Source organism: Rhodococcus sp. H-CA8f, from assembly GCF_002501585.1.
GTDB lineage: Bacteria > Actinomycetota > Actinomycetes > Mycobacteriales > Mycobacteriaceae > Rhodococcus_F > Rhodococcus_F erythropolis.
In genome coordinates, this window is record NZ_CP023720.1 from 5582355 (window position 1) to 5602408 (window position 20054).

The following is a 20054-nucleotide window of genomic DNA, read 5'->3' on the forward strand; positions in this document are numbered from 1 at the left end:
CGAAATGGATACCCGAAGCTCCAGGGCTACTCCATATCGGCAACGACAGCTAGCCTTGATCAGGTGACGGTTCCGATCTCGTGGCTCTTGCGCCAGAAACACCTCTCGCTGGCTCTGCTCACCGACCGAGCAGCCGCCACCCACCCCGTCACGTTTGCGCAGGCCACAGAGCTGACGGACCCCACCCCGTGGCTTTCCGGCGGCGAATTGGTGCTCACCACCGGGCTGGCACTGGTGGGCGCGGACGCCACCGACTACAGCGAGTACATCGACCGTCTGGCCGCCGCAGAAGTATCGGCTCTGGGTTTCGGGACCGGCCTTTCCCACGAGAGTGTGCCCGCAGACCTGATTGCCGCCGCCCGCAGTCGCGGGCTCCCCCTGCTGGAAGTGCCGTTCACGACCCCGTTCGCGGCGGTCACGCGCGCGGTGATGACCCGTCTGAGCCAGCAGGAATACGAATCGGTACTCCGCGCGGCAGAAGTACAGACACGCATCACCCGCGTTGCGCTGCGCGGAGGCGTGTCTGCCATCGTGCGTGAACTGGCCACGGCCACAAAAACTTCGGTGGCGTTTGTCGGAGATCGGATCACCGCGGTGCATCCGGCAAACCAGAAGTCGTTGATCACCGAGGTTCGCGCGGTCGCGGCGACCACCCGCGATCCCAACGCTCCGGCGTCGATCTCGCAGAGCACACCCGAACGGACGCTGACACTGTCCCCCGTCGGCGTCACCGACAGCTGGCACGGCTACCTCGCAATGGCGGGCGCCGGGCCCCTGAGCAATATCGACAGAGTGTTGCTCGGGCATGCGGTCTCGCTGCTCACTCTCGAACTCGAGAAACCGGTTCGACTACGGGCCGAGCGAACTCGACTCAACGCCATGGCTTTCGGGCTCTTACTCGACGGCCGAATCCCCGAGGACGGTGTGCCGTCGTACTTGGACGAAGCGAGCGACACGCACGGCAATGTCCGTGTCGTCCACGTTCGCGGATCCGGACTCGGCCCTGTTCTTCGCGAACTCGACAACGCTCTCGCGCGAGCAGGCCGGCCGTTGTTCGCGCAATCCGAGGACGGTTCGCTGACCGTCCTCCTTCGCGGAACCGACACAATCGACACTGCCAAAACACTACTGGCGCAGCTCTCCCCCACCGAGGCGAAGACGGTGCGTGCCGGAATCAGCACCCCTCACCGTCTTCTGGACGCACCGCGCGCTCTCGTCCAGGCCCGCGCCGCGGCCAATCTCACGACGGCCACTGCCCGCATTCTCGAGTTCGACGCTCTGAGTGGTTCGACGATTCTGGCATCCGAGCCTGCCCGTGAGGCACTGATCGCAATGGCTGCGGACACCATCCCGGTGCTGACCGAACACGACCAGGCACACGGGACCGCACTGGTCGCGTCTTTGCGCGCCTATCTCGAGGCGAACGGCCAATGGGAATCGGCCGCAGCCGAACTCGGTGTTCATCGGCACACCCTCCGAGGTCGCATCGCACGCATCGAGGAACTGCTGCAATGCGACCTCGGACAGGCCAGGGTCAGAGCCGAACTGCTGCTATCGCTACTCGCCTGGGAGGGTCGCTGAACGCTCCGCGGCGTGTACCGAAGCGAAACTGGACGCACCGCGAACGAGTAGTTCGAGTTCGGTGTCGACCGTGCAGAGACGGGCGGTGTCCAGCGCTCCACTGCGGCTCACGCTCGACATCAAGGCCGTGAACCGGCGCACCGCTTGCGGATTGGCGGCGGTCCACAACTCGACGACCTCCGGAATACCTTCACCGAGCGCTCCGGACACGAGGTCCGCGAAACGCGCCGTCAACCTGGCGTGGACGGCAGCGCTGCCCATGACCTCCCAATGCGAGGCACCGACGGCAACGTCGACGCCCCCGAGAACGTCGCCCAGATCGAGGGTGTCGGAGAGTTCCCGGTAGATCGCAGCCGCGGCCTGAACCGTCGTATTCTCCTGCAACGCAATGTCAGCCAGGGCGAGCGCCCCGAAAGACGCCTCGATGCGGTCGCTGGCCGACAGCCCTTCGGTGAGAGCCCGCACCGGCGCGGCCCATCGATCGATGTCGGCTCGCGGGTTCACGGTGAACCGGCCGGCTGCTCCCGGACGACGCAACACCCAGCTCATCTCGGATTCCAACAACTGCTGCAAGCGATCGAGAGCCTGCAACTGCTCGGTGGCGCGCAGCTCAGAGTTCAAGATCTCGCGCCGAAGTTCCTCGGTGCCGAGCACTTCGCTGACCACTGCGTAGGCCAGAGCCGCTTCCGGACTGTGGACTCCGAGGTGTTCCTCCAGCCGGAACAGCACGCCGGGGCCGACGCGGTTGACCAGTTCGTCGACCACCGAGGTGATGATGATGTCGCGGCCCAACCGATGTGCGCGGATCGCGTCCGGTGCTGCCTCGACGACGGAGAGCGGGAAGTACTGCGGGAGACGATCGGCGAAGATCTGATTGTCCGGGACGGTCGACGCCCCCAATTCCGCCGTCAGCACGTTCTTCGACTGCGCCACCAGCACAGCAAGTTCCGGACGGAGTAGGCCCTGCCCGGCTCGCGCCCTGACCGCCAGCGCCTTGGCGTCCGGCAATGATTCTTCGAGGCGCTTCATCGCGCCCGCCGAGACCAGGTTCTCGATCAACCGTTCGTGCTGATCGAGTAGGGCGGGAGCGCGGTGCTCGGCCAGGCTGATCGCGAGGGTCTGATCTTCACTGGCCTCGAGTACCGATGCGGCTACCTCGTCCTGGGCCGCCGCGAGTAGTTCATTGCGCGAGGTCGCGTCCAACTCTGCGAGTGCGATCTTGATGTTGACCTCACGGTCCGAGGTAGCCACGCCTGCCGCGTTGTCGATGAAGTCGGCGTTGATTCGTCCTCCGCCAGCGGCATATTCGATGCGGGCACGCTGGGTGAAACCCAGGTTGCCGCCCTCACCCACCACGGTTGCACGCAACTCGTCAGCGCTGACGCGAACTGCGTCGTTGGACGGATCGGCCGCGTCGACGTTGCTTTCGGTCGACGCCTTCACGTAGGTACCGACGCCGCCATTCCACAACAGGTCCACCGGAGCGCACAGGATCGCTCGGATCAGTTCCTGCGGAGTCAGCTTCTCCTCGGCGATACCGAGGACCTGACGCGCCTCGAGCGGAAGGCGGATCGACTTAGCGCTACGCGGCCAGACGCCACCACCAGGCGACATCACGGTGCGGTCGAAGTCGTCCCAGGACGAGCGCGGCACGGTGAAGAGGCGAGCGCGTTCGGCAAACGTCGTCTCGGTGTCGGGGTTCGGGTCGATGAAGATGTGGCGGTGATCGAATGCCGCGACCAAACGGATCTTGTGCGAGAGCAACATTCCGTTACCGAACACATCGCCGGACATGTCACCGATGCCCGCGACGGTGAACGGATCGGTGTCGACGTCGAGGTCGCGCTCGGCGAAGTGGCGTCGAACCGCTACCCAGGCGCCGCGAGCGGTGATGCCCATCGCCTTGTGGTCGTAGCCGGCCGAACCGCCGGAAGCAAAAGCGTCGCCGAGCCAGAAACCACGCTCGACGGCGATGCCGTTCGCGACGTCGGAGAACCGTGCGGTCCCCTTGTCCGCCGCCACGACGAGGTAGGAGTCTTCACCGTCGTACTCGATTACTTCTGCCGGGTGCACCGCTGCGCCGTCGACGATGTTGTCCACCACGTCCAGCAAGCCGCGGATGAAGGTGCTGTACGACTCCTGCACCTGCGCCGGGGTCGGTGACGACGTGCCCCGAACCACGAACGCACCCTTGGCTCCCGAGGGAACGATCGGCGAATTCTTCACGCTCTGGGTCTTCATCAGACTCAGAGCCTCGGTGCGGAAGTCCTCGTATCGATCCGACCAACGCAGGCCACCACGGGCGACGGAGGAGCTACGCAGATGCACGCCTTCGACATTGGGTGCGCTGACGTAGATCTCGCGGAAAGGAACTGTCTTCTGCGGGGTGGAGAGCAACTGCGAGTCGATCTTGAACGACGCGTACGGCAGCGGTTCGCCGGCCTCACCGCGCAGGTACCAGTTGGTGCGCAGAGTCGCCTGCAAGAATGAACGCACACCGCGCAAGACGCGATCCTCGTCGAGAGTGTCTGCACCGTCGACTGATTCGTCGATGGCCGCCGCCGCGGTGGCCACGGCCGTCTCACGCGAACCTGCTACTGCGGGATCGAAACGCGCGGTGAAGAGTTCGATTGCCTGCCGTACGAAGAGCGGCTTCGCTGCCAACACTCCGACGATGTAGCTCTCGGACAACCCGATACGAGCCTGAGCGAGGAAACGGCACGCAGCGCGCAGCAACTCTGCGTCGCGCCACGTGATGTCTGCTCGTCCGATCAGACTGGAGAATGCGTCCATACGGGTCTGTCCGGCGATGACGGCTTCGAAGGCGTCCGCCATCTTCTCGAGCGCACTGCCGTCGAAGGTGCTCGGCTCGAAGGTGAAGTAGTGTGCCGAACCCAGAACGGTCGGAAGCGGGCGGTGCGTCGAAACTCGGAGTCCGAGGGACTCGAAGTTCTCGCACAGATCGGAGAGGGAGGGTTCTCCGGACGGCCACAGCACCACACAGGTCAGATCGTCACTGTTCAGGGCATCGCTGTTCAAGTCGTCGCTGTTCAAGTCGTCGCTGTTCAAGTCGTCGCTGTTCAAGTCGTCGCCCTGACGGAAGACGAGTCGCTGGCCCGCTGCTGCCAATTCGGCGACCAGTTCGAGCGCCGGGTCACCGGATCGATCACCGCCCGCGGGTCTCGATTCTGCAGCTGCGGTCTTGGTCGCCGATGATGTGCTCGCCATTGAACACCCTCCTGGAAATTATTGGATCCGAACACTTTCCAGTGTTGCGTGGATCACCGGAAAGAGGTCGTGCCCGATAGGAGTACCAACCCCCATCGGGCACGACATTTCGGCAGTTGCGGTGAGCTCAGTCGCCCAACCTGATCGGAGCGAGCTCCTCGAACACGTCGCCGGGTCCGGGATTCTCGGTAGGCGCAGCGCCGCCGAGATGGTTGACGACGCCCCATACCGCGTTGATCGCGGTCTGGATCGCGCCCTCGGCCCAGCCGGCAGTCCACGACACGTCGTCACCGGCGAGGAAGATTCCCCGATGACGCGGTTCGAGATCATTCTGCACGAAGTGAGAGAACAGGCGCTCCTGGTACCGGTAGTGCCCCGGAAGGTTCGCCTTGAACGCACCCATGAAGTCGCGCTCGGTTTCCCACGACAGCGTCACCGGGCTCGAGATGATGTGGCTGCGGAAGTCCACGCCTGGGTAGATCTCTTCGAGCGACCGCAGCATGATGTTCATGCGCTCGGTGGCGTCGAGCGCCAGCAGCTTCAACGAATCGTCCGACCAGGTGTACGACAAGCAGATCAGGCCTGGCTTGCCCTCGCCCTGATCGAGCAGGTAGGTGCCGCGACTCATACGGTCGGTCAGTGTCATCGACACCGAATCACGGCCGGTCACGGGATCCTTGTCCTTCCAGAACGGGCGGTCGACGAGAACGAACACCTTGGTCGAACCCATGTAGTGAGTTCGCTCGATCGCAGTCCAGTGGTCGATCGGGAACAGATCGTCGTCACACCTGATGTTATTCAGCAGCATCCAACTCTGCACTGTCACAACGGCACTCGCATACGTGCGAATGAAACCTCCGGAGTCCGTCACCGTGATGTTGCCTGGCTCGGTACGCCGGAGTTCGGTGACGCGGGGACGCGTCTCGCCGTCGTTGAGCGAAGCGACCGTCGTACCGGCAGGCCAATGCGCCATGTGCGCCGGGGCGCGGTTCCACAACCGCATCGGCAGCTGCTGCGATCCACCCACGATGCCGCGGTGGTCGTCGTCGGCGGCCGTGATGACCACACGAAGGATTTCGAGGATCGAGTTGGGGTAGTCGGTATCCCAACCACCCGTACCGAATCCGACCTGCCCGAACACTTCCCGCATGTGGAAGGACTTGAAGTGCTTCGACGCGGCGAGGAATCCGTAGAACGTCTGGTCGTCGTAGCGCACCACGAGGTCGTTCCAGATCCGCTTGATCTCTGCGGTGTCGCGGTCACGAATGGCCTGCTGCAACGGAATCAGATCGGCATGCTCTTCGAGAGTGCGCTGCCAGGCCTGCGCCACCTCGGTGTAAATCGGCGGCAGATCCTCGAGAGTGTGCGCGTAGTGGCTCTCACCCTTGAGATCGATGACGGTGCTCGGCGTGACCTCGGCAAGGGGATTCGGGAACTCCTCGGTCTGCAGACCCAGTTCGTTCAGATAGTGGAACAACGTCGTCGACGACGGTGGGAAACGCATTGCGCCCATCTCGGCGACAACCCCGGGGTGCCCGTCGAACTCGACCGACCGCATCCGGCCACCGATCTGATCAGCTTCGTAGACAATCGGTTTGAGACCGACCTTGAGCAACTCGTAGGCCGCGATCATGCCGGAGAGTCCACCACCGATCACGGCAACTTCTGTACCCAGTGCCAGATCGGGCACCGAGCCGAGTCCCGCCGGACTGGAAACGTAGTCGTCGTACGGGAACGGAAAATCCGGTCCGAACATCGTGAGGGGCGGCTGCTTGCCGGGTTCCGAGGAACTGTCCGGAGCTACTGGGATGGTCATCTACGGTTCTCCTTGGAGACAGTCGTGACAGAAAGGTCTGGATACAGATCGAGGCGTCGATCGTCGAGATGCGTGTTGAGGGTGCGCGATTGCGAGACGGTGGCGGCGGCGATATCCGCGAAGAGCAATTCCTGGCCGCCCCCGGCCCGCGCCAACTCGGCACCGTCGGGTGCGATGGCGCACGAGAGACCGCAGTAGGTCAGCTCGGTTTCGGCGCCGCAGCGATTGACGTAGGTGACAAACATCTGACTCTCGTATGCGCGGGCCGGAACCACTTGCTGCGCAATGTGTTCGTACGGAGTCATCAACCCCGTCGGCACGATGAGCCATTCGGTACCGGCGTCGGCATGGGCCCGAACCGCTTCGGGAAATTCCACGTCGTAGCAGATCAACAATCCGCAGCGGATGCCCTCGAAATCGAACCCGACCACCAGGGTCTCACCTGGCCGGAAATGTTCGCGGTCGAGCGTGCCGAACAGGTGTGTCTTGCGGTAGTGCGCAAGCGAAGTGCCATCGCGGTCCACCACCTGCACGCTGTTGTAGACGTCTCCCCCGTCGAGTTCGGGGTAGCCGTAGACGACGGCGATGCCTGCACTGCGAGCAATCTCGGCGACGGAATCGAAGATCGGGCCGTCGGCCGGTTCCGCGCGCAGCGACACCAGTTCGCCGATGTCGTAGCCGGTTGCGGACATCTCCGGCGTCAGCAGGATCTTCGCACCGGATGCCGCAGCCTCGCGGGCAGCGGTGTCGATTGCAGCGAGGTTGAACTCCACCGACGCAAAGGTGTCCGGGGTGGTGAGCGGACCTTGGAACAGGCCAACTCGAACTGAATCGACATGCATGGTGCGCTCCTTCAGGAGTTCCGTGACGCCAATTTTCGACGGTGTGTGTGACGGGGACAACTACCAGCGTGACGGGTGCCGCCAATCATGTCAACTCTTGTTTCCTAAGAATCAACATTCACGGATTCGTGTCTCACGAAGGCGACGCGCGTGGCCCTTCCGGCAATGCCGGATTCAAGACCCACAGAACCTTCGCCAGAACCGAGCCTTCGGCCTGAAAACTATGGTTGTGCGTCGGCGTGAATGTGAAGGAATCGCCCGCCGCAAGCACGACGTCTTCGGCATCGACGGCCTCACCGTTCGGATCCGTCCGACCGCCCTCGAACGAGACCCGCAAGCCGCCCTCCAGCACGTGCACGAAGTTCACGTCGATCGGCAGACTGTAGAACTCCTGACCACTTCCGCCGCCTGGTTCCAGCTCGCCGAGCAGCACCTGAATTCGACGCTCGTTGGTAGGCGTGAGCAGGTACTCCGTCATCTTTTCGCCACCGAAGCTGATTTGCGGCATGGCGTCGGCGCGGACTACTTCACCGGCGGACGCATTCTCGAACAGGGATCCGACGGGGATCTCGAGCACCGCGCACACCTTGATCAGGGTCGCCACCGACGCGTTGACGTGATCGCGCTCGAGTTTCGAGAGATACCCCTTCGTCACACCACAGGCCTCGGCCAGGTCGTCGAGGGTCAACCGCTTCGATTGACGTGCCGCCTTGAGCCTCGCCCCGATACGCGGTCCGACCGGCTCGACCGCTTCCTTCGCCTTGGCCACTGAACCCACTCCTTCACGACCGCCGTGTCCCTTTCAGGAAACAGGGGTTGACAACCGAGCCTCTTGAAGAAACCATACTTGCTCAGAGAGCTACATCACTGAAGGGCGCCCGGTGTGCGCCGAATCGAGAGCAGGGACCTCTGCACATGGCTACCAACAACCCCGGATCGTTCATCGGACCCGTCGACGCCACGCGCGTCCCCCGCTACGCCGAGCCGACCACTTTTGCGCGTCTGCCGCGCCTCGATGAGGTCTCGCGCGCCGACGTGACAATCCTCGGCATCCCCTTCGATTCGGGTGTCAGCTACCGACCCGGCGCTCGGTTCGGTCCGGGGCACATCCGCGCTGCGTCGAAGCTGCTGCGTCCGTACAACCCCGCGCTGAAGGTCTCGCCCTTCGCCAACCAGCAGGTAGCCGATTTCGGCGACATCGGCGTCAACCCCTTCGACATTCAGGAAGCACTCACGACGGTTCAGTCCGCCGTCACCGACCTGCGCGCCGACGGTTCCTCCGTGCTCACGCTCGGCGGCGACCACACCATCGCACTTCCGATCCTGCGCTCACTGGCCCGCGATCACGGCCCGATCGCCGTCCTGCACTTCGACGCTCACCTCGACACCTGGGACACCTACTTCGGTCAGCCTTTCACCCACGGCACCCCCTTCCGCCGCGCCAGCGAAGAAGGCCTGATCGACATGGAGCGTTCGCAGCACATCGGTATCCGTGGACCGCTCTACAGCGAGAAAGACCTCGAAGACGACCGCGTCCTCGGCTTCCAGGTGATCCGCAGTGACGACTACGAGGTCGACGGCGTCGCCAGCATCGTCGAGCGCATGCGTAAGCGCCTCGACGGTGGCCCGGTGTACGTCTCCGTCGACATCGACGTGCTCGATCCCGCACACGCTCCGGGTACCGGAACACCCGAAGCGGGCGGCATGACCTCTCGCGAATTGTTGAACACACTGCGCGGGTTGGTGGGACTCAACGTGGTCGGCGCCGACATCGTCGAGGTAGCGCCGGCGTACGACCACGCCGAGATCACCGGTATCGCAGCGGCTCACGTCGCTTACGAGTTGCTGTCGGTGCTCGCACTCAATCGCTGAAGCAGCACAACGGTATCCGTGGTGTGATGCATCTCGGGGTTCGCGGGAAGATCACGTTCCCGCGACTCCGAGACCAACACCTTCCAACCATCGGTGAACAGCGACTCCACGTATTCGGGTGTATGCAGCATTGCCCGATGATGTTCGGTGGGCGACTCGTGGGGCGAGTGGCCCACGATCAGCAAATGCCCGCCCGGCGCGACCAGATCTCCGAGAGCACGGAACAATTCCCCGCGCGCGGGTTCGAGCATGTGGAAGAACTGCGCGGACACCAGATCGAACGATCGACCCTGCGGATCCCACTTCGTCAGGTCGGCTTCCAGCCATTCGATGTCGACGCCCTCGCCCTCGACGTGAGCCTGGGCGCGACTGAGCGCTACCGACGATATGTCGGTGCCGGTGACCTTCCACCCGCGACGTGCCAACCACAAAGCGTCGGCGCCTTCGCCGCAACCGACGTCGAGTGCAGTGCCCGGTTCGAGGTCGGAGGCTTCGGCAATCAACTGTGGGTTGGGATTTCCGCTCCAGCGCGCGGGACGTTCCTCGTACAGCGAGTTCCAGAACTGTGCGTCCGCCTTGGCGTACGGATTCTCGGCGGTTTCAGAGTTTTCGTGGTGATTGTGGTGTTCGTGGCTCATGCACCCAGGATGAACGACCTTCCACAACTCACGCAACCATCTTTGCCGAAACAGCAACTTCTCCATTTCGACGCTCTGCTAACGTCACGCTTCGTGGCAGGTGGATTTCCCGTGTTTCGTCTCTACTGCAACTCAGAGGGCTCACACGTTTTGTGTTGTGCGCATTTCCCCGAGTTCAGCGGTTCGAACGCGGACGAAGAGTTCACCACTCAGCAGAGTTTCGACCGCGCAGTCGAGAAGATGCTGCGCGAGGCGTCCTTCGAACCGACAACCCTGACGTTGGTGGGCGAGCAACAGGGATATCCAGTCGGAGACCACCTGTTCGATGCGACGGTTCCGCGAACCGGCAGAGTCTCCTTTGCCTTTCAAGAAGCCGGACCGCCGTGGATCGTTCTCGGCCTCGATGTTTCTTCTGAAAAATTCTGGTCCGAGATCGACGAAGACGAAGATCTCCTCGCCCTCGGCCCGATCTCTCCGTTGACGTCGGTCCCTGCCGTTGTACTCACTGCAACCGGGTGGCCACGGCAAAATGACCTCGACTCACCGTGACCTGAACTGGTTCATCACCCCGGTTCTCGTGAGATCGAACAAAAATCGGCATGATTTTCGTGAAGATCGACCGAGATGCCCGTCACGTCCTACGCCAAGATTTAGCGGTCACACTCGACCGCGCCCTCTCGAATTTCGCTCGGGCCCTGGCTCCTTCACGGAGGCACAATGAAACACCGCTCTTATCCGGCACTTGCAACGGCCGCGGGGCTCGCACTCGTGTTGTCGGCTTGCAGCTCGGGAGGCACGTCCTCGGGCTCCGACGGCGGTGAACCTCTGACAGACGGAACCTTCCGTTATGCGTTGCAAGCCGATCCGGGTGCACTCAACCCGATCATGTCCGGCTCCGCGGCAACCGCTGACATCTCGAGGCTGGCCTACGACTCCCTGGTCTACCAGGATCCGGACACCAGTGAATTCAAACCGTGGTTGGCAGAGAAATGGGAAGAGACGCCGACCTCCGCATCCTTCACCATCCGCGAGGGAGTGACCTGTACCGACGGGTCGACGCTGAACGCGCAGACCGTCGCGAACAACATCAACTTCGTGGCCGATCCGGCCAACGGTTCACAACAACGCGGCACTACGGTCCCCGTAGGCGCTTCGGCCACTGCCGATCCCGCGACCCGCACCATCACGGTCACCACTCCGGCGCCGAGCCCCTTCCTCCTCCTCACGGTCAGTCGCCTCCCGATCATGTGCGACGCCGGACTCGCGGACCCGACCGCCTCGAACAAGAAGTCTCTCGGTTCCGGGATGTTCGAAGTCACCGAAGTCGCCGCCAACGACCACTACACGTTCGAGCGTCGTGACGGCTACAACTGGGGCCCCGACGACACCACCTCCGACACACCAGGTGTCCCCAAGACCGTCATCGCTGTCATGGCACCCAATGTCAGCACCGCCGCAAACCAGCTTCTCTCCGGCGAACTTAACGCATCTCCGATCGCCGGTCCGGACAAGGACCGGATCGAAGCCGCCAATTTCGCCTCGATCAATCGCCCGATGCCGTCCGGTCAGATGTACTTCAACCAGATCGCGAACAATCCCACCAGCGATCCCGCCGTTCGCAAAGCACTCATCCAGGGAGTCAATCTCGACGATCTGGCAGAAGTTATCACTGCCGGCCAGGGCACCCGCGCAACAAGTCTCGTCGGTGTAGAGCCCCGCGCCTGCGTGTACGACTCCGTCACCGGCAACATTCCGGACTACGACGTCAGCGCAGCGAAGGCAACCTTGGACGCGGCCGGCTGGACCGCCGGGTCGGACGGAAAACGAAGCAAAGACGGAAACCCGTTGACACTCCGCCTCTTCTACGCAGGAGGCGAAGAGGCTCGCAGCGCAGCAGCCGAACTCGCTCAATCTGCATGGTCGGATCTCGGCGCAAACGTCGAGGTAACGGGAGCCGACCAGACCAAAGTTGTCGACGTCATGCTCAGCGGTAAAGACAACAATCAGTGGGACATCGCATGGATCCAGATCAACAATTCGATTCCCAGCGGGTTCACCCCGTTCTTCACCGGACCTGCTCCGGCAGCCGGTAAGAATTTCTCTTCGATCAACAACCCCGCCTACGAAGCAGCGGTGGCCAAGGCTTCCGGGTTGACCGGCGACGCAGCGTGCGCAGAGTGGGCAGACGCCGAGTCGCAGATCACCAAGACGGTGTCCGCGGTGCCGTTCGCGAATACGAACATGAGCTTCTACTTCAACAAGGCCGGGCTCGCATTCGGTAAGTCCTTCATCGGGTCTGCACTGCGTCTCTACCAGTAGTCCGATCGATCGATACCCTGTGGCAACGAGATATGTCAGATCAGTGCGATCTGACGTATCTCGTTGCCACACCTATCGTCTCGTTGTCCAGCTCGACGTAGGTCAGCTGAGGAATCGTGGACGCAAGTTCCGTGAAAGCCCATTTCGCAACGTTCTCGAATGACGGACGGAAATCGAAAATCTCCGGCCAGATACCGCTCGCCAATCGCTCGGCGCACCGATCGACAGACTCGTCGAGAGCGTCCGTGTCGACAAACCATCCACGTTCTCCGAGTTGGTCGTCCTCGAACGAGAACCCGACTCGCATCGTCACGCGAAATCCCTCGACGGGCATCAGCGGCGGCAAATTCTTTGCGTCCCGCACGGGTGCCGGAAGCCCTTGCCTCACAGCGAATGTACGACGGATCTCGATGCTGAACATGACGACCACGGTATCAATGTTCGTCGAGCACAGTTCTACGAGCGAACGAGCCTCGCAATCGCGTCGGTCGCTTCCTTCACCTTTGCCTCCGCCTCGGGACCACCGTCAACGGCAGCTTTGACGACGCAGTGGCTGATGTGGTCCTCGAGCAGCCCCATGGCCACCGCGTGGAGAGCCTTGGTCATCGCCGAAACCTGCGTGAGAATGTCGATGCAGTACTTGTCCTCGTCGACCATGCGCTGCAGGCCGCGGGCTTGACCCTCGATGCGACGCAGGCGCCCTAGGTAGTCGTCCTTGGCGGTGATGTAGCCGTGGGAATCACCCGTGCAGCACACATCGCCGGTCGTATCATTGCCCGGGGCACTGCTTGGAGCGTTGCCCACTTCTGTCGCTTCCGACATTCGATGTCCTCCTGTTCGTCAACGCGTGACTTCGCAACAATTCTCGTTACCGGGGCGATGTGCGGATACTCTTCGAATTCCGTTGTCTTGCAGAGCAATCACTGCGCACATCGCCACGCATTTCGCTACTGCACGAACAGATGGGTGCATGGTGATCGCCCATGCCCGTTTTCCCGTTGCTGCGAAACTCATTCGGTCTCAGTGCCCGTGGTGCGAGCGGCTCGAGTGTTCGGCCCCAGGCGTGGTCGCATTGTCGGCAGTCAGAGTGAATTCCGCCGTACGCACCACTTCGCCATGTTTGAAGTCCAGGAACAACCGGTAGTCCTCAGCGCTCGGCATGTTGGCGTAGAAGGTGATTGCCGGTCCAGCCGGCGTGACACCGTCACCCGGATGACCATCCGGATGCACATGGAGATAGGCGAGGTCGGAGGCACGCAACGCGACCAGATGCCCGTACGCGGCAAGGTAGGGCTGCAAGTCTGTGACCGGGATTCCGTCACGACTGACCGAGAGCGTGAGCTTCGATGTCTGGCCGGCATGGGCCGCGCCTTCGAGAGAGACGGTATAGCCGTCGACCGTCGTGACGGCAGCAGCGGCGGGCAACGGCCGAGGATCATAGGACCCGGCGACGCGTGCATCCGCACTCAGCGTCATTCCGTCACCCCCGTCCGGGGTGAAGTCAGCGAAGACTCGGTAGTCTCCCGCGTGATCGAAATCGACTGACACACGCCAGTTTCCGTTCTCGTCCAATTCGGGATGCACGTGCTGGAATCCGGTCAGGTCCAGACCGACCACGATCAGATGCAACTGCTTGTCGTGGGTGTCGGTGTACCTGGTCAACGGAGTTCCAACCGAATCCAGGATCCGGAACTGCAAGGGGACATGGCTGCCGACGGCCGCCTCCGACGTTGCCAATTCCAGTGCGTAGCCGTTGCCGCTGAACATCTTGCCCTCCAAAGTTTGGGTCGGCAGCACTTCCGTTGCCGTCTGCGTCGGGTTCGACACTCCTTGAATTCGAACCTGTTGCAATTTGTACCATACCCCCCTAGGGTATGCAACGAACTACTCGAACACCATGAATTCACTCGAAGGAGATCCGATGCGCATCTACGCAGAGCGCCGGCCGAATGAGTTCCAAGAACAGCATTTCCCCGCGCACCTCAACGAAGCGCTGCGCCGATGTCGCCCAGGCTCGCTTTCGACACCCCCTGACCACACGAGCATCACCTATACCCCGTAGAGGTAAGGAACTCAGAATGTCCACACAACCGAAATCCACCCGTAAGTGGTGGGCGTTGGCGTTGATCGCCGCCGCTCAGTTCATGGTCATCATGGACACCTCGATCATCGGTGTCGCTCTCCCCCAGATGCAGAGCGATCTCGGCTTTTCCCAGGAAGGCCTGACCTGGGTCTTCAATGCGTACGTCATCGCATTCGGCGGGCTACTCCTCCTCGGCGGCCGCCTGTCCGACCTGTTCGGCGCCCGCAGAGTGTTCTCCGCTGGTTGGCTGATCCTGCTGATCGGTTCCGTTGTCGCCGGTGCCGCCGGTAACGTTGCCGTCGAACTTGCGGGCCGCGCCGTTCAGGGTGCCGGTGCCGCACTCATCGCACCATCGGCGCTCACCTTGCTGATGATGCTGTTCGGCAGCACGCAGAAAGAGATGACCAAGGCGCTGTCCATCTACGGCGCTGCCGCCCCGGCAGGCGGTACGGCCGGAGTGTTCCTCGGCGGCGTCATCACCGAATACACCAGCTGGCCTTGGGTGTTTTACCTCAACATTCCCATCGCCGTCATCGCGCTGATCGCTACTCCCCTCCTGATGCCGAACGCACCGGCACGTACCGGGTCGATCGACTTCCTCGGCGCACTCGCTGTCACCGCAGGTCTTGCTGTCGGAGTCTTCGGCATCGTCAGAGCACCTGATGTCGGATGGGGATCCGGGCAGACGTGGCTGGCGCTCGCCGTTTCGGCCGCTCTGTTGGGTGCATTCGTGTTGATCCAGTCCAAGCGTCGGGAACCTCTGGTGCGTCTGGGAATCTTCAAGGCGCCCAACCTCGGTGCCGCGAACATCGCTCAGCTCGTCCTCGGCGCTGCCTGGATACCGATGTGGTTCTTCCTGAACCTGTACCTGCAGCAAGTGCTCGGATACAGCGCCTTCCCGGCCGGTGCGGCGCTGCTGCCGATGACGATCTTCGTCATGCTCGGCATGGTCGTCGTGGCACCACGGGCCATGGCACGCTTCGGTGCAAAAGCGATGATCGTGACCGGATTGCTGGTACTGGGAATCGGTTTGGGTTGGATGTCGTTGATCCGGCCCACCGGCAACTTCTGGGTCGACGTACTGCCGGCGTCGCTCGTGGCTGCGGCAGGTATGACGCTGGCGTTCATTCCCTCACTCGGTACGGCGATTTCGGCTGCACGCCCGGAAGAGGGCGGATTGGCTTCCGGCATCGTCAACGTCAGCTACCAGGTCGGCTCGGCTGTCGGCCTCGCGGTGATGACCGCGATCGCAGCAGTGTTCGGCGCTGATCAACTCGGTGACCTGACGGAGTTGACGAACGGTTTCTCCGCCGTGTTCCTGGGAGCAGCCGCCATCGCAGTGGTGGGCGCAGCAATCACCGCGGTCGTGATGCGGTCGACCAAGGTCGACGATCCTCGAACCGTTCAATCCACCGTCAATTCTTGACCAACTCCGGTGGTGGGTTCGGCCGGCTGTCACCAGCCGAACCCACCACCGGCGGAACCACTTAGGACTCGTTATGTCGCGCCTTGCATCTCTCACACCCGCCACCGCTGTCGGTGCATCTAAAGACCTTCTCGCCGAACTCGTCAACCGTCATGGACAGGTCGGTGACATGGTCGCGACGATGGCTCATTCGCCCGCCGTACTGGGTGGCTATCTGCAACTCAGCCGGGCAATGAAGCGAGCGAAACTGAGCCGCAAGATCACCGAGCGAATCTCGATCGCCGTGCAGGTCCAGCAAGGTTGCGCTGTTTGCCTCGAAGCCCACGTTGCCGCCGCGCACGCCAACGGCGTCGAGGCGGACGAGATCGAGCGTGCCCGCGCGGGCACGTCCGCCGATCCCGCAATCGCGGCAATGATCGACCTCGGACTTCGCGTCTATCGGGAGCCTGCCTCGATTTCAGACGAACACATCGCGGGCCTTCGAGCGCACGGCTACGGTGATCGCGAGATCGCTGACGTCGTCGGAATCGTCGCCCTCAATGTCCTGACCGGAGCTTTCAATCTTGTCGCGGGAGTGAAACCAGATGAACCGGACCGCTAGGACCGCACCGGAACGGAACAGCATGCGTCTGTTCTTGATTCGCGACTATCGCCTGCTCTTCAGCGCCCAGATCATCGCGCTGTTCGGCACCGGATTGGCGACGGTTGCGCTGGGTCTACTCGCCTACGAACTCGCTGGGCCGAGCGCCGGAGCTGTGCTGGCCACCGCGCTGACGATCAAGATGTCCCTGTACGTCGTGATCGCTCCACTCGCGGCGGCGTACGTCGACCGGTTGCCGAGACGGGGTTTCCTCGTTGCCCTCGACGCCCTTCGTGCAGCGGTCGTGATCGCATTGCCCTTCGTCAGCGAGATCTGGCACATCTACGTGCTGGTAGGCGTTCTCCAAGCTGCGTCGGCAGCGTTCACTCCCACGTTCCAAGCGGTCATCCCTGACATCGTGACCGACGAGGCCGATTTCACCCGCGCACTGTCTGCATCGCAGGTCGCTTACACTATGGAAAGCCTGCTCAGCCCTGTTCTTGCCGCAGTCGCACTGTCCTTCATGACATTCAACCTGTTGTTCGTCGCCACCTCCGTGGGCTTTGCGGTCTCGGCACTGCTCGTGCTGGCCACCCGAATCCCCAACGCTCGCCGGAGTACTCACCGCAAGGCGTGGGATCGGATCGCGTCGGGGGTGCGAATCTTCGTGACCACACCGCGACTGCGCGGCATCATGGCACTCAATCTCGTGGTGGCAGCAGCCGGTTCGATCGTCGTGGTCAACACCGTCAACTACGTCCGCGACGAGCTCGGTGGAACCCAATCCGACGTGGCGTGGATGCTTGCCGCGTCAGGCACCGGCACGTTGGTGACCGCGCTGCTTCTTCCACGCGTTCTCGACAGAACCGCTGAACGCACTGTGATGACAGCAGGTTCCGTTGTCCTGGTCGTCAGTGCCAGCGCGGCAGCAGCCCTCGCCGTGGCCGGTGTATTCACGTGGATGCTCACTGCCGCAGTGTGGGCACTCGTCGGCGCCGGGATGGCCATGATCGTCACGCCGACCGGAAAAGTACTTCGGCGCTCCGTCGAGCCCGCAGGTATACCGGAGGTATTCGCAGCCCAGTTCTCCCTGTCACACCTCGCCTGGCTTGTCACCTATCCGATCGCCGGATGGGTTGGTTCGAGCGCGGGATTTGCGGTCACCTGGAGCATCCTTGCAGCGCTTGCCGCAGTGGGAGCCGTTGCAGGATTTGCACTTTGGCCTCGGGAGACAGTTGCTGAATTGCCCGTACAAGCGACGTACGAAACCACGCGAGGCGAATGCACCTTGGCGGCCACCCAGTGCGCATGCGCTCGCACCGTCTGATGTCGACGGTCTGCCCGAACCCCGATTGGGCCTCAACGAAAGTGGTGGTGCAGCCATCGCCTGCACCACCACTTTTCACTCAGCTCACGTCAGCGTACTTCCGCGGATTTGCGTCGAATCGAGGACCACAACCCTTGCAGCAAAACCAGTACCGATTACCTTCGTAGTCACGGAACAGGCCTTCCGCTTCGGCACGCGCCTTTTCGATCACACTGCCGGGCATGACCCGACATTCGACGAGTTCACTACTGCCAGAGTTGAGTAGGTCTTTCCCACCGGTCGGCATCGCCGTACCGACAGTGCCTACAGCGCCATTGGCGTCGGCCTTCGGGGTATTTCCACAGCCACAACTACTCATTGGGATTCCTGTTCTTTTGCTGGACGGATGTGGCCCGGAAAGCGAGCCCGACACAACCACCAATATACCCCCTATAGGTATATTGAAGATAACTTGAAGGTCTGCGCGTACAGCATCTCGACACATAAACCATTGCAGGAGAACGAATAATGCGTCCCCAGTCTCGGATCACCTACAGCATCATGACACAAGAAGCATTATACCTACTGGGGGTATAGGGTAGGTCTGGCATCGGCCATCCATGTCCGCGAGGTCGTCGACGAAGAGGCGCAATGAAGAACTGGAAAGCAATCGGCAGCAGCCGATTCGCCGTAGTTGGAGCTTTGCTGTTGGTCGGCGCGCTCTGGGGAAGCTCGTTCCCCCTCGTTGCGGTGGCAGCACCAACACTCGGCGCCGTCGGCACGACGCACGGCCGCTTCATTGTTGCAGCGTTGGTTCTCGCACTGATAACGGCTTCCAGCAGATCGACCTGGCGCGCGGTCGGTCACCGGTTTCCTGCATTCCTACTGCTGGCAGCCCTCAACGTCGCTGGGCCCCTGACGCTTGTCGCAACTGCGATCGTCGGCCTCAACTCGTCGACGGCGTCGATCCTGAATGCCACGACGCCGATGTTCACCGTATTCGTCGCCGCTTTCTGGCTTCGACAAAAGATCACCTGGCGAAAACTCTCGGGGGTCGCGATCGGCATCGTCGGCGTCTCGGTGCTCGTCGGTGGAATTCCTTCAGCGATCGACAGTCACGCAATGCTGGCCATTGGCGCATCTTTGACCGCGGCGCTGCTGTACGCAGTCGGAGGTGTCTACGCACGAAAGTCGTTCCAGGACACTCCGCCGATGACACTGGCCCTCGGACAACAACTTGCCGCGGTTGCCCTATTGGTTCCCGTGTCCGCCGTCGCTCCCCCACCGGGGCCCATAACCGTCGGTCCACTCATCGCCGTGGCAGCCCTGGGGCTGGGGGCTACCGCCGGTGGCTACCTGGTCTACTTCTGGATAATTCGTCAGGCGGGTCCAGTCGCGGCATCGGCCGTCACTCTTCTCGTTCCGATTTCGGCATCAGCCATCGGAGTGCTGTGGTTGAACGAGCCTGTTACCTTCGCGCTCGTTGGCGGTCTTGTCATCATTCTTGCCGGAGTGGGCTTGCTCCTGGATCTTCCGCCGACGCGAGATCCATTGCGCAGGGTTGCCCCGGGGCGGGCGGCTAGCGCGGACAAACGGCCGGTCAGCGGCTGATCGGAGCCGTCCAAAGTCCGACCAGCGCGTCGACGAGGTCGGTCGTGAAGTCCTCCCATGACGTGACCGCTTCCGGCCCCTCTTCGGCAAGCGTGCGCTCACGCTCGGCGAACATGTGCACGATCGCATTGCGTCCGATGTCCGCGCGGGCGCGTCGAACACTCATCGGCATGTCGGCCAGACAGTCAGAGAGTCCCCGAAGCGTCTCCTGCAGGGTGGGCGAGGCCAATACCTCGTCGTAGACGATTTTCCGCAGGACCGGGTCGGTGAGAATCTGTGCACTGAACCGCGCGTACCAAGTCGGGCCACCCATTTCGGCGTAGTGATCGGTCGACGCCCGAACCAGACACGAAATCCAGTCACGAACGTTTGTGGACCCTTCGATCTCACGCAGCAGTTCGCCACGCTTCTTCTCGACCTGCTGGGAATGCTTGTTCACGATCGCGCGGACCAGATCGGTCTTGGTCCCGAAGTGGTATCCGACGGCTGCATTGTTGCCCTGACCTGCCGCTTCACTCACCTGGCGGTTCGAAACCGCGAAGACTCCGTGCTCGGCGAACAGCTGCTCGGCGACGGCGAGAATGCGGTCTCGGGTTGCAGCAGAGCGCGCGGAATTTGCGGCGCCGCCGACGTCGGCCGACGCGTCCTCAGTCCTCGTAGTCATGGACACCATCATCCTCGACCATCCGAAGCTGCTCGGCACCGGAGATATTCGTCACGATCGGAGGCGCACCCTTCCGTTAAGTCAGTCA

At 62.4% G+C, this 20054-nt stretch carries 18 protein-coding genes; 8 read left to right on the forward strand and 10 right to left on the reverse strand.

The window, feature by feature from the left end:
• Nucleotides 1-63: 63 nt before the first annotated feature.
• Nucleotides 64-1581 carry a PucR family transcriptional regulator gene (locus CPI83_RS25980; protein ID WP_019746725.1) on the forward strand — a complete coding sequence of 506 codons (1518 nt, stop codon included), beginning with the start codon at nucleotides 64-66 and terminating at the stop codon, nucleotides 1579-1581.
• Here CPI83_RS25980 and CPI83_RS25985 read toward each other — a convergent pair.
• The 4 genes from CPI83_RS25985 to CPI83_RS26000 all read right to left on the reverse strand — a co-directional run bounded on the left by CPI83_RS25985 (nucleotide 1558) and on the right by CPI83_RS26000 (nucleotide 8236).
• On the reverse strand, nucleotides 1558-4809 hold the full coding sequence (locus tag CPI83_RS25985) for an NAD-glutamate dehydrogenase domain-containing protein (RefSeq protein WP_097387940.1): 3252 nt from the start codon (nucleotides 4807-4809) through the stop codon (nucleotides 1558-1560). The two genes, CPI83_RS25980 and CPI83_RS25985, sit on opposite strands and share 24 nt — an antisense overlap.
• Nucleotides 4810-4936: 127 nt before the next feature.
• Entirely contained in the window at nucleotides 4937-6625 is a 1689-nt protein-coding gene (locus tag CPI83_RS25990; RefSeq protein ID WP_097387941.1) for an NAD(P)/FAD-dependent oxidoreductase, read from the reverse strand.
• Nucleotides 6622-7467 (reverse strand): carbon-nitrogen hydrolase family protein, encoded by an 846-nt coding sequence (locus CPI83_RS25995; protein ID WP_021342734.1) that lies wholly within the window; start codon nucleotides 7465-7467, stop codon nucleotides 6622-6624. The genes CPI83_RS25990 and CPI83_RS25995 overlap by 4 nt, the downstream gene beginning before the upstream one ends.
• 133 nt (nucleotides 7468-7600) lie before the next feature.
• Nucleotides 7601-8236: a helix-turn-helix domain-containing protein gene (locus CPI83_RS26000; protein ID WP_020968310.1), complete on the reverse strand. Its 636-nt coding sequence runs from the start codon at nucleotides 8234-8236 to the stop codon at nucleotides 7601-7603.
• 146 nt (nucleotides 8237-8382) lie between these two features.
• Between CPI83_RS26000 and speB the strand changes: the two genes are divergently transcribed.
• Nucleotides 8383-9339, forward strand: a complete 957-nt coding sequence (gene speB, locus CPI83_RS26005; RefSeq protein ID WP_003941134.1) for an agmatinase — start codon at nucleotides 8383-8385, stop codon at nucleotides 9337-9339.
• Here speB and CPI83_RS26010 read toward each other — a convergent pair.
• Nucleotides 9303-9977: a class I SAM-dependent methyltransferase gene (locus CPI83_RS26010; protein ID WP_030534841.1), complete on the reverse strand. Its 675-nt coding sequence runs from the start codon at nucleotides 9975-9977 to the stop codon at nucleotides 9303-9305. The genes speB and CPI83_RS26010 overlap by 37 nt on opposite strands.
• A gap of 111 nt (nucleotides 9978-10088) precedes the next feature.
• Between CPI83_RS26010 and CPI83_RS26015 the strand changes: the two genes are divergently transcribed.
• On the forward strand, nucleotides 10089-10526 hold the full coding sequence (locus CPI83_RS26015) for a hypothetical protein (RefSeq protein WP_030534842.1): 438 nt from the start codon (nucleotides 10089-10091) through the stop codon (nucleotides 10524-10526).
• 168 nt (nucleotides 10527-10694) lie between these two features.
• Nucleotides 10695-12296 carry an ABC transporter substrate-binding protein gene (locus tag CPI83_RS26020; protein ID WP_029254380.1) on the forward strand — a complete coding sequence of 534 codons (1602 nt, stop codon included), beginning with the start codon at nucleotides 10695-10697 and terminating at the stop codon, nucleotides 12294-12296.
• 40 nt (nucleotides 12297-12336) lie between these two features.
• On the opposite strand, the gene CPI83_RS26025 is transcribed toward CPI83_RS26020, so the two are convergent.
• The 3 genes from CPI83_RS26025 to CPI83_RS26035 form a co-directional block, all read right to left on the reverse strand.
• Nucleotides 12337-12717 carry a 6-carboxytetrahydropterin synthase gene (locus tag CPI83_RS26025; protein ID WP_097388252.1) on the reverse strand — a complete coding sequence of 127 codons (381 nt, stop codon included), beginning with the start codon at nucleotides 12715-12717 and terminating at the stop codon, nucleotides 12337-12339.
• A gap of 35 nt (nucleotides 12718-12752) precedes the next feature.
• Complete coding sequence (locus tag CPI83_RS26030) at nucleotides 12753-13118, reverse strand: metal-sensitive transcriptional regulator (protein ID WP_020968305.1); 366 nt, start codon at nucleotides 13116-13118, stop codon at nucleotides 12753-12755.
• A gap of 198 nt (nucleotides 13119-13316) precedes the next feature.
• Nucleotides 13317-14123, reverse strand: a complete 807-nt coding sequence (locus CPI83_RS26035; protein WP_097387942.1) for a hypothetical protein — start codon at nucleotides 14121-14123, stop codon at nucleotides 13317-13319.
• 251 nt (nucleotides 14124-14374) lie between these two features.
• Between CPI83_RS26035 and CPI83_RS26040 the strand changes: the two genes are divergently transcribed.
• From CPI83_RS26040 to CPI83_RS26050, 3 genes are all read left to right on the forward strand, one after another.
• Nucleotides 14375-15805, forward strand: a complete 1431-nt coding sequence (locus CPI83_RS26040) for an MFS transporter (protein ID WP_020968303.1) — start codon at nucleotides 14375-14377, stop codon at nucleotides 15803-15805.
• A gap of 73 nt (nucleotides 15806-15878) precedes the next feature.
• Complete coding sequence (locus tag CPI83_RS26045; protein WP_097387943.1) at nucleotides 15879-16406, forward strand: carboxymuconolactone decarboxylase family protein; 528 nt, start codon at nucleotides 15879-15881, stop codon at nucleotides 16404-16406.
• Nucleotides 16390-17712: an MFS transporter gene (locus CPI83_RS26050; protein WP_198586322.1), complete on the forward strand. Its 1323-nt coding sequence runs from the start codon at nucleotides 16390-16392 to the stop codon at nucleotides 17710-17712. The genes CPI83_RS26045 and CPI83_RS26050 overlap by 17 nt, the downstream gene beginning before the upstream one ends.
• A 79-nt stretch (nucleotides 17713-17791) precedes the next feature.
• Here the strand turns inward: CPI83_RS26050 and CPI83_RS26055 are convergent, their stop codons facing one another.
• Nucleotides 17792-18196 carry a YHS domain-containing protein gene (locus tag CPI83_RS26055; protein WP_308260921.1) on the reverse strand — a complete coding sequence of 135 codons (405 nt, stop codon included), beginning with the start codon at nucleotides 18194-18196 and terminating at the stop codon, nucleotides 17792-17794.
• Nucleotides 18197-18342: 146 nt separating this feature from the next.
• Here CPI83_RS26055 and CPI83_RS26060 point away from each other — a divergent pair, with 146 nt between their 5' ends.
• Nucleotides 18343-19302, forward strand: a complete 960-nt coding sequence (locus CPI83_RS26060; protein ID WP_070796419.1) for a DMT family transporter — start codon at nucleotides 18343-18345, stop codon at nucleotides 19300-19302.
• Here CPI83_RS26060 and CPI83_RS26065 read toward each other — a convergent pair.
• Complete coding sequence (locus CPI83_RS26065; RefSeq protein WP_070796459.1) at nucleotides 19292-19966, reverse strand: TetR/AcrR family transcriptional regulator; 675 nt, start codon at nucleotides 19964-19966, stop codon at nucleotides 19292-19294. The two genes, CPI83_RS26060 and CPI83_RS26065, sit on opposite strands and share 11 nt — an antisense overlap.
• Nucleotides 19967-20054: the final 88 nt, after the last annotated feature.

Excerpts from the sequence above, each read along its gene's own strand:
- CPI83_RS25985 (WP_097387940.1), bottom strand. The coding sequence starts at position 4,809 with ATGGCGAGCACATCATCGGCGACCAAGACCGCAGCTGCAGAATCGAGA.
- CPI83_RS25990 (WP_097387941.1), bottom strand. The coding sequence starts at position 6,625 with ATGACCATCCCAGTAGCTCCGGACAGTTCCTCGGAACCCGGCAAGCAG.
- CPI83_RS25995 (WP_021342734.1), bottom strand. The coding sequence starts at position 7,467 with ATGCATGTCGATTCAGTTCGAGTTGGCCTGTTCCAAGGTCCGCTCACC.
- speB (WP_003941134.1), top strand. The coding sequence starts at position 8,383 with ATGGCTACCAACAACCCCGGATCGTTCATCGGACCCGTCGACGCCACG.
- CPI83_RS26010 (WP_030534841.1), bottom strand. The coding sequence starts at position 9,977 with ATGAGCCACGAACACCACAATCACCACGAAAACTCTGAAACCGCCGAG.
- CPI83_RS26020 (WP_029254380.1), top strand. The coding sequence starts at position 10,695 with ATGAAACACCGCTCTTATCCGGCACTTGCAACGGCCGCGGGGCTCGCA.
- CPI83_RS26025 (WP_097388252.1), bottom strand. The coding sequence starts at position 12,717 with ATGTTCAGCATCGAGATCCGTCGTACATTCGCTGTGAGGCAAGGGCTT.
- CPI83_RS26030 (WP_020968305.1), bottom strand. The coding sequence starts at position 13,118 with ATGTCGGAAGCGACAGAAGTGGGCAACGCTCCAAGCAGTGCCCCGGGC.
- CPI83_RS26040 (WP_020968303.1), top strand. The coding sequence starts at position 14,375 with ATGTCCACACAACCGAAATCCACCCGTAAGTGGTGGGCGTTGGCGTTG.
- CPI83_RS26045 (WP_097387943.1), top strand. The coding sequence starts at position 15,879 with ATGTCGCGCCTTGCATCTCTCACACCCGCCACCGCTGTCGGTGCATCT.
- CPI83_RS26050 (WP_198586322.1), top strand. The coding sequence starts at position 16,390 with ATGAACCGGACCGCTAGGACCGCACCGGAACGGAACAGCATGCGTCTG.
- CPI83_RS26055 (WP_308260921.1), bottom strand. The coding sequence starts at position 18,196 with ATGTGTCGAGATGCTGTACGCGCAGACCTTCAAGTTATCTTCAATATA.
- CPI83_RS26060 (WP_070796419.1), top strand. The coding sequence starts at position 18,343 with ATGAAGAACTGGAAAGCAATCGGCAGCAGCCGATTCGCCGTAGTTGGA.
- CPI83_RS26065 (WP_070796459.1), bottom strand. The coding sequence starts at position 19,966 with ATGACTACGAGGACTGAGGACGCGTCGGCCGACGTCGGCGGCGCCGCA.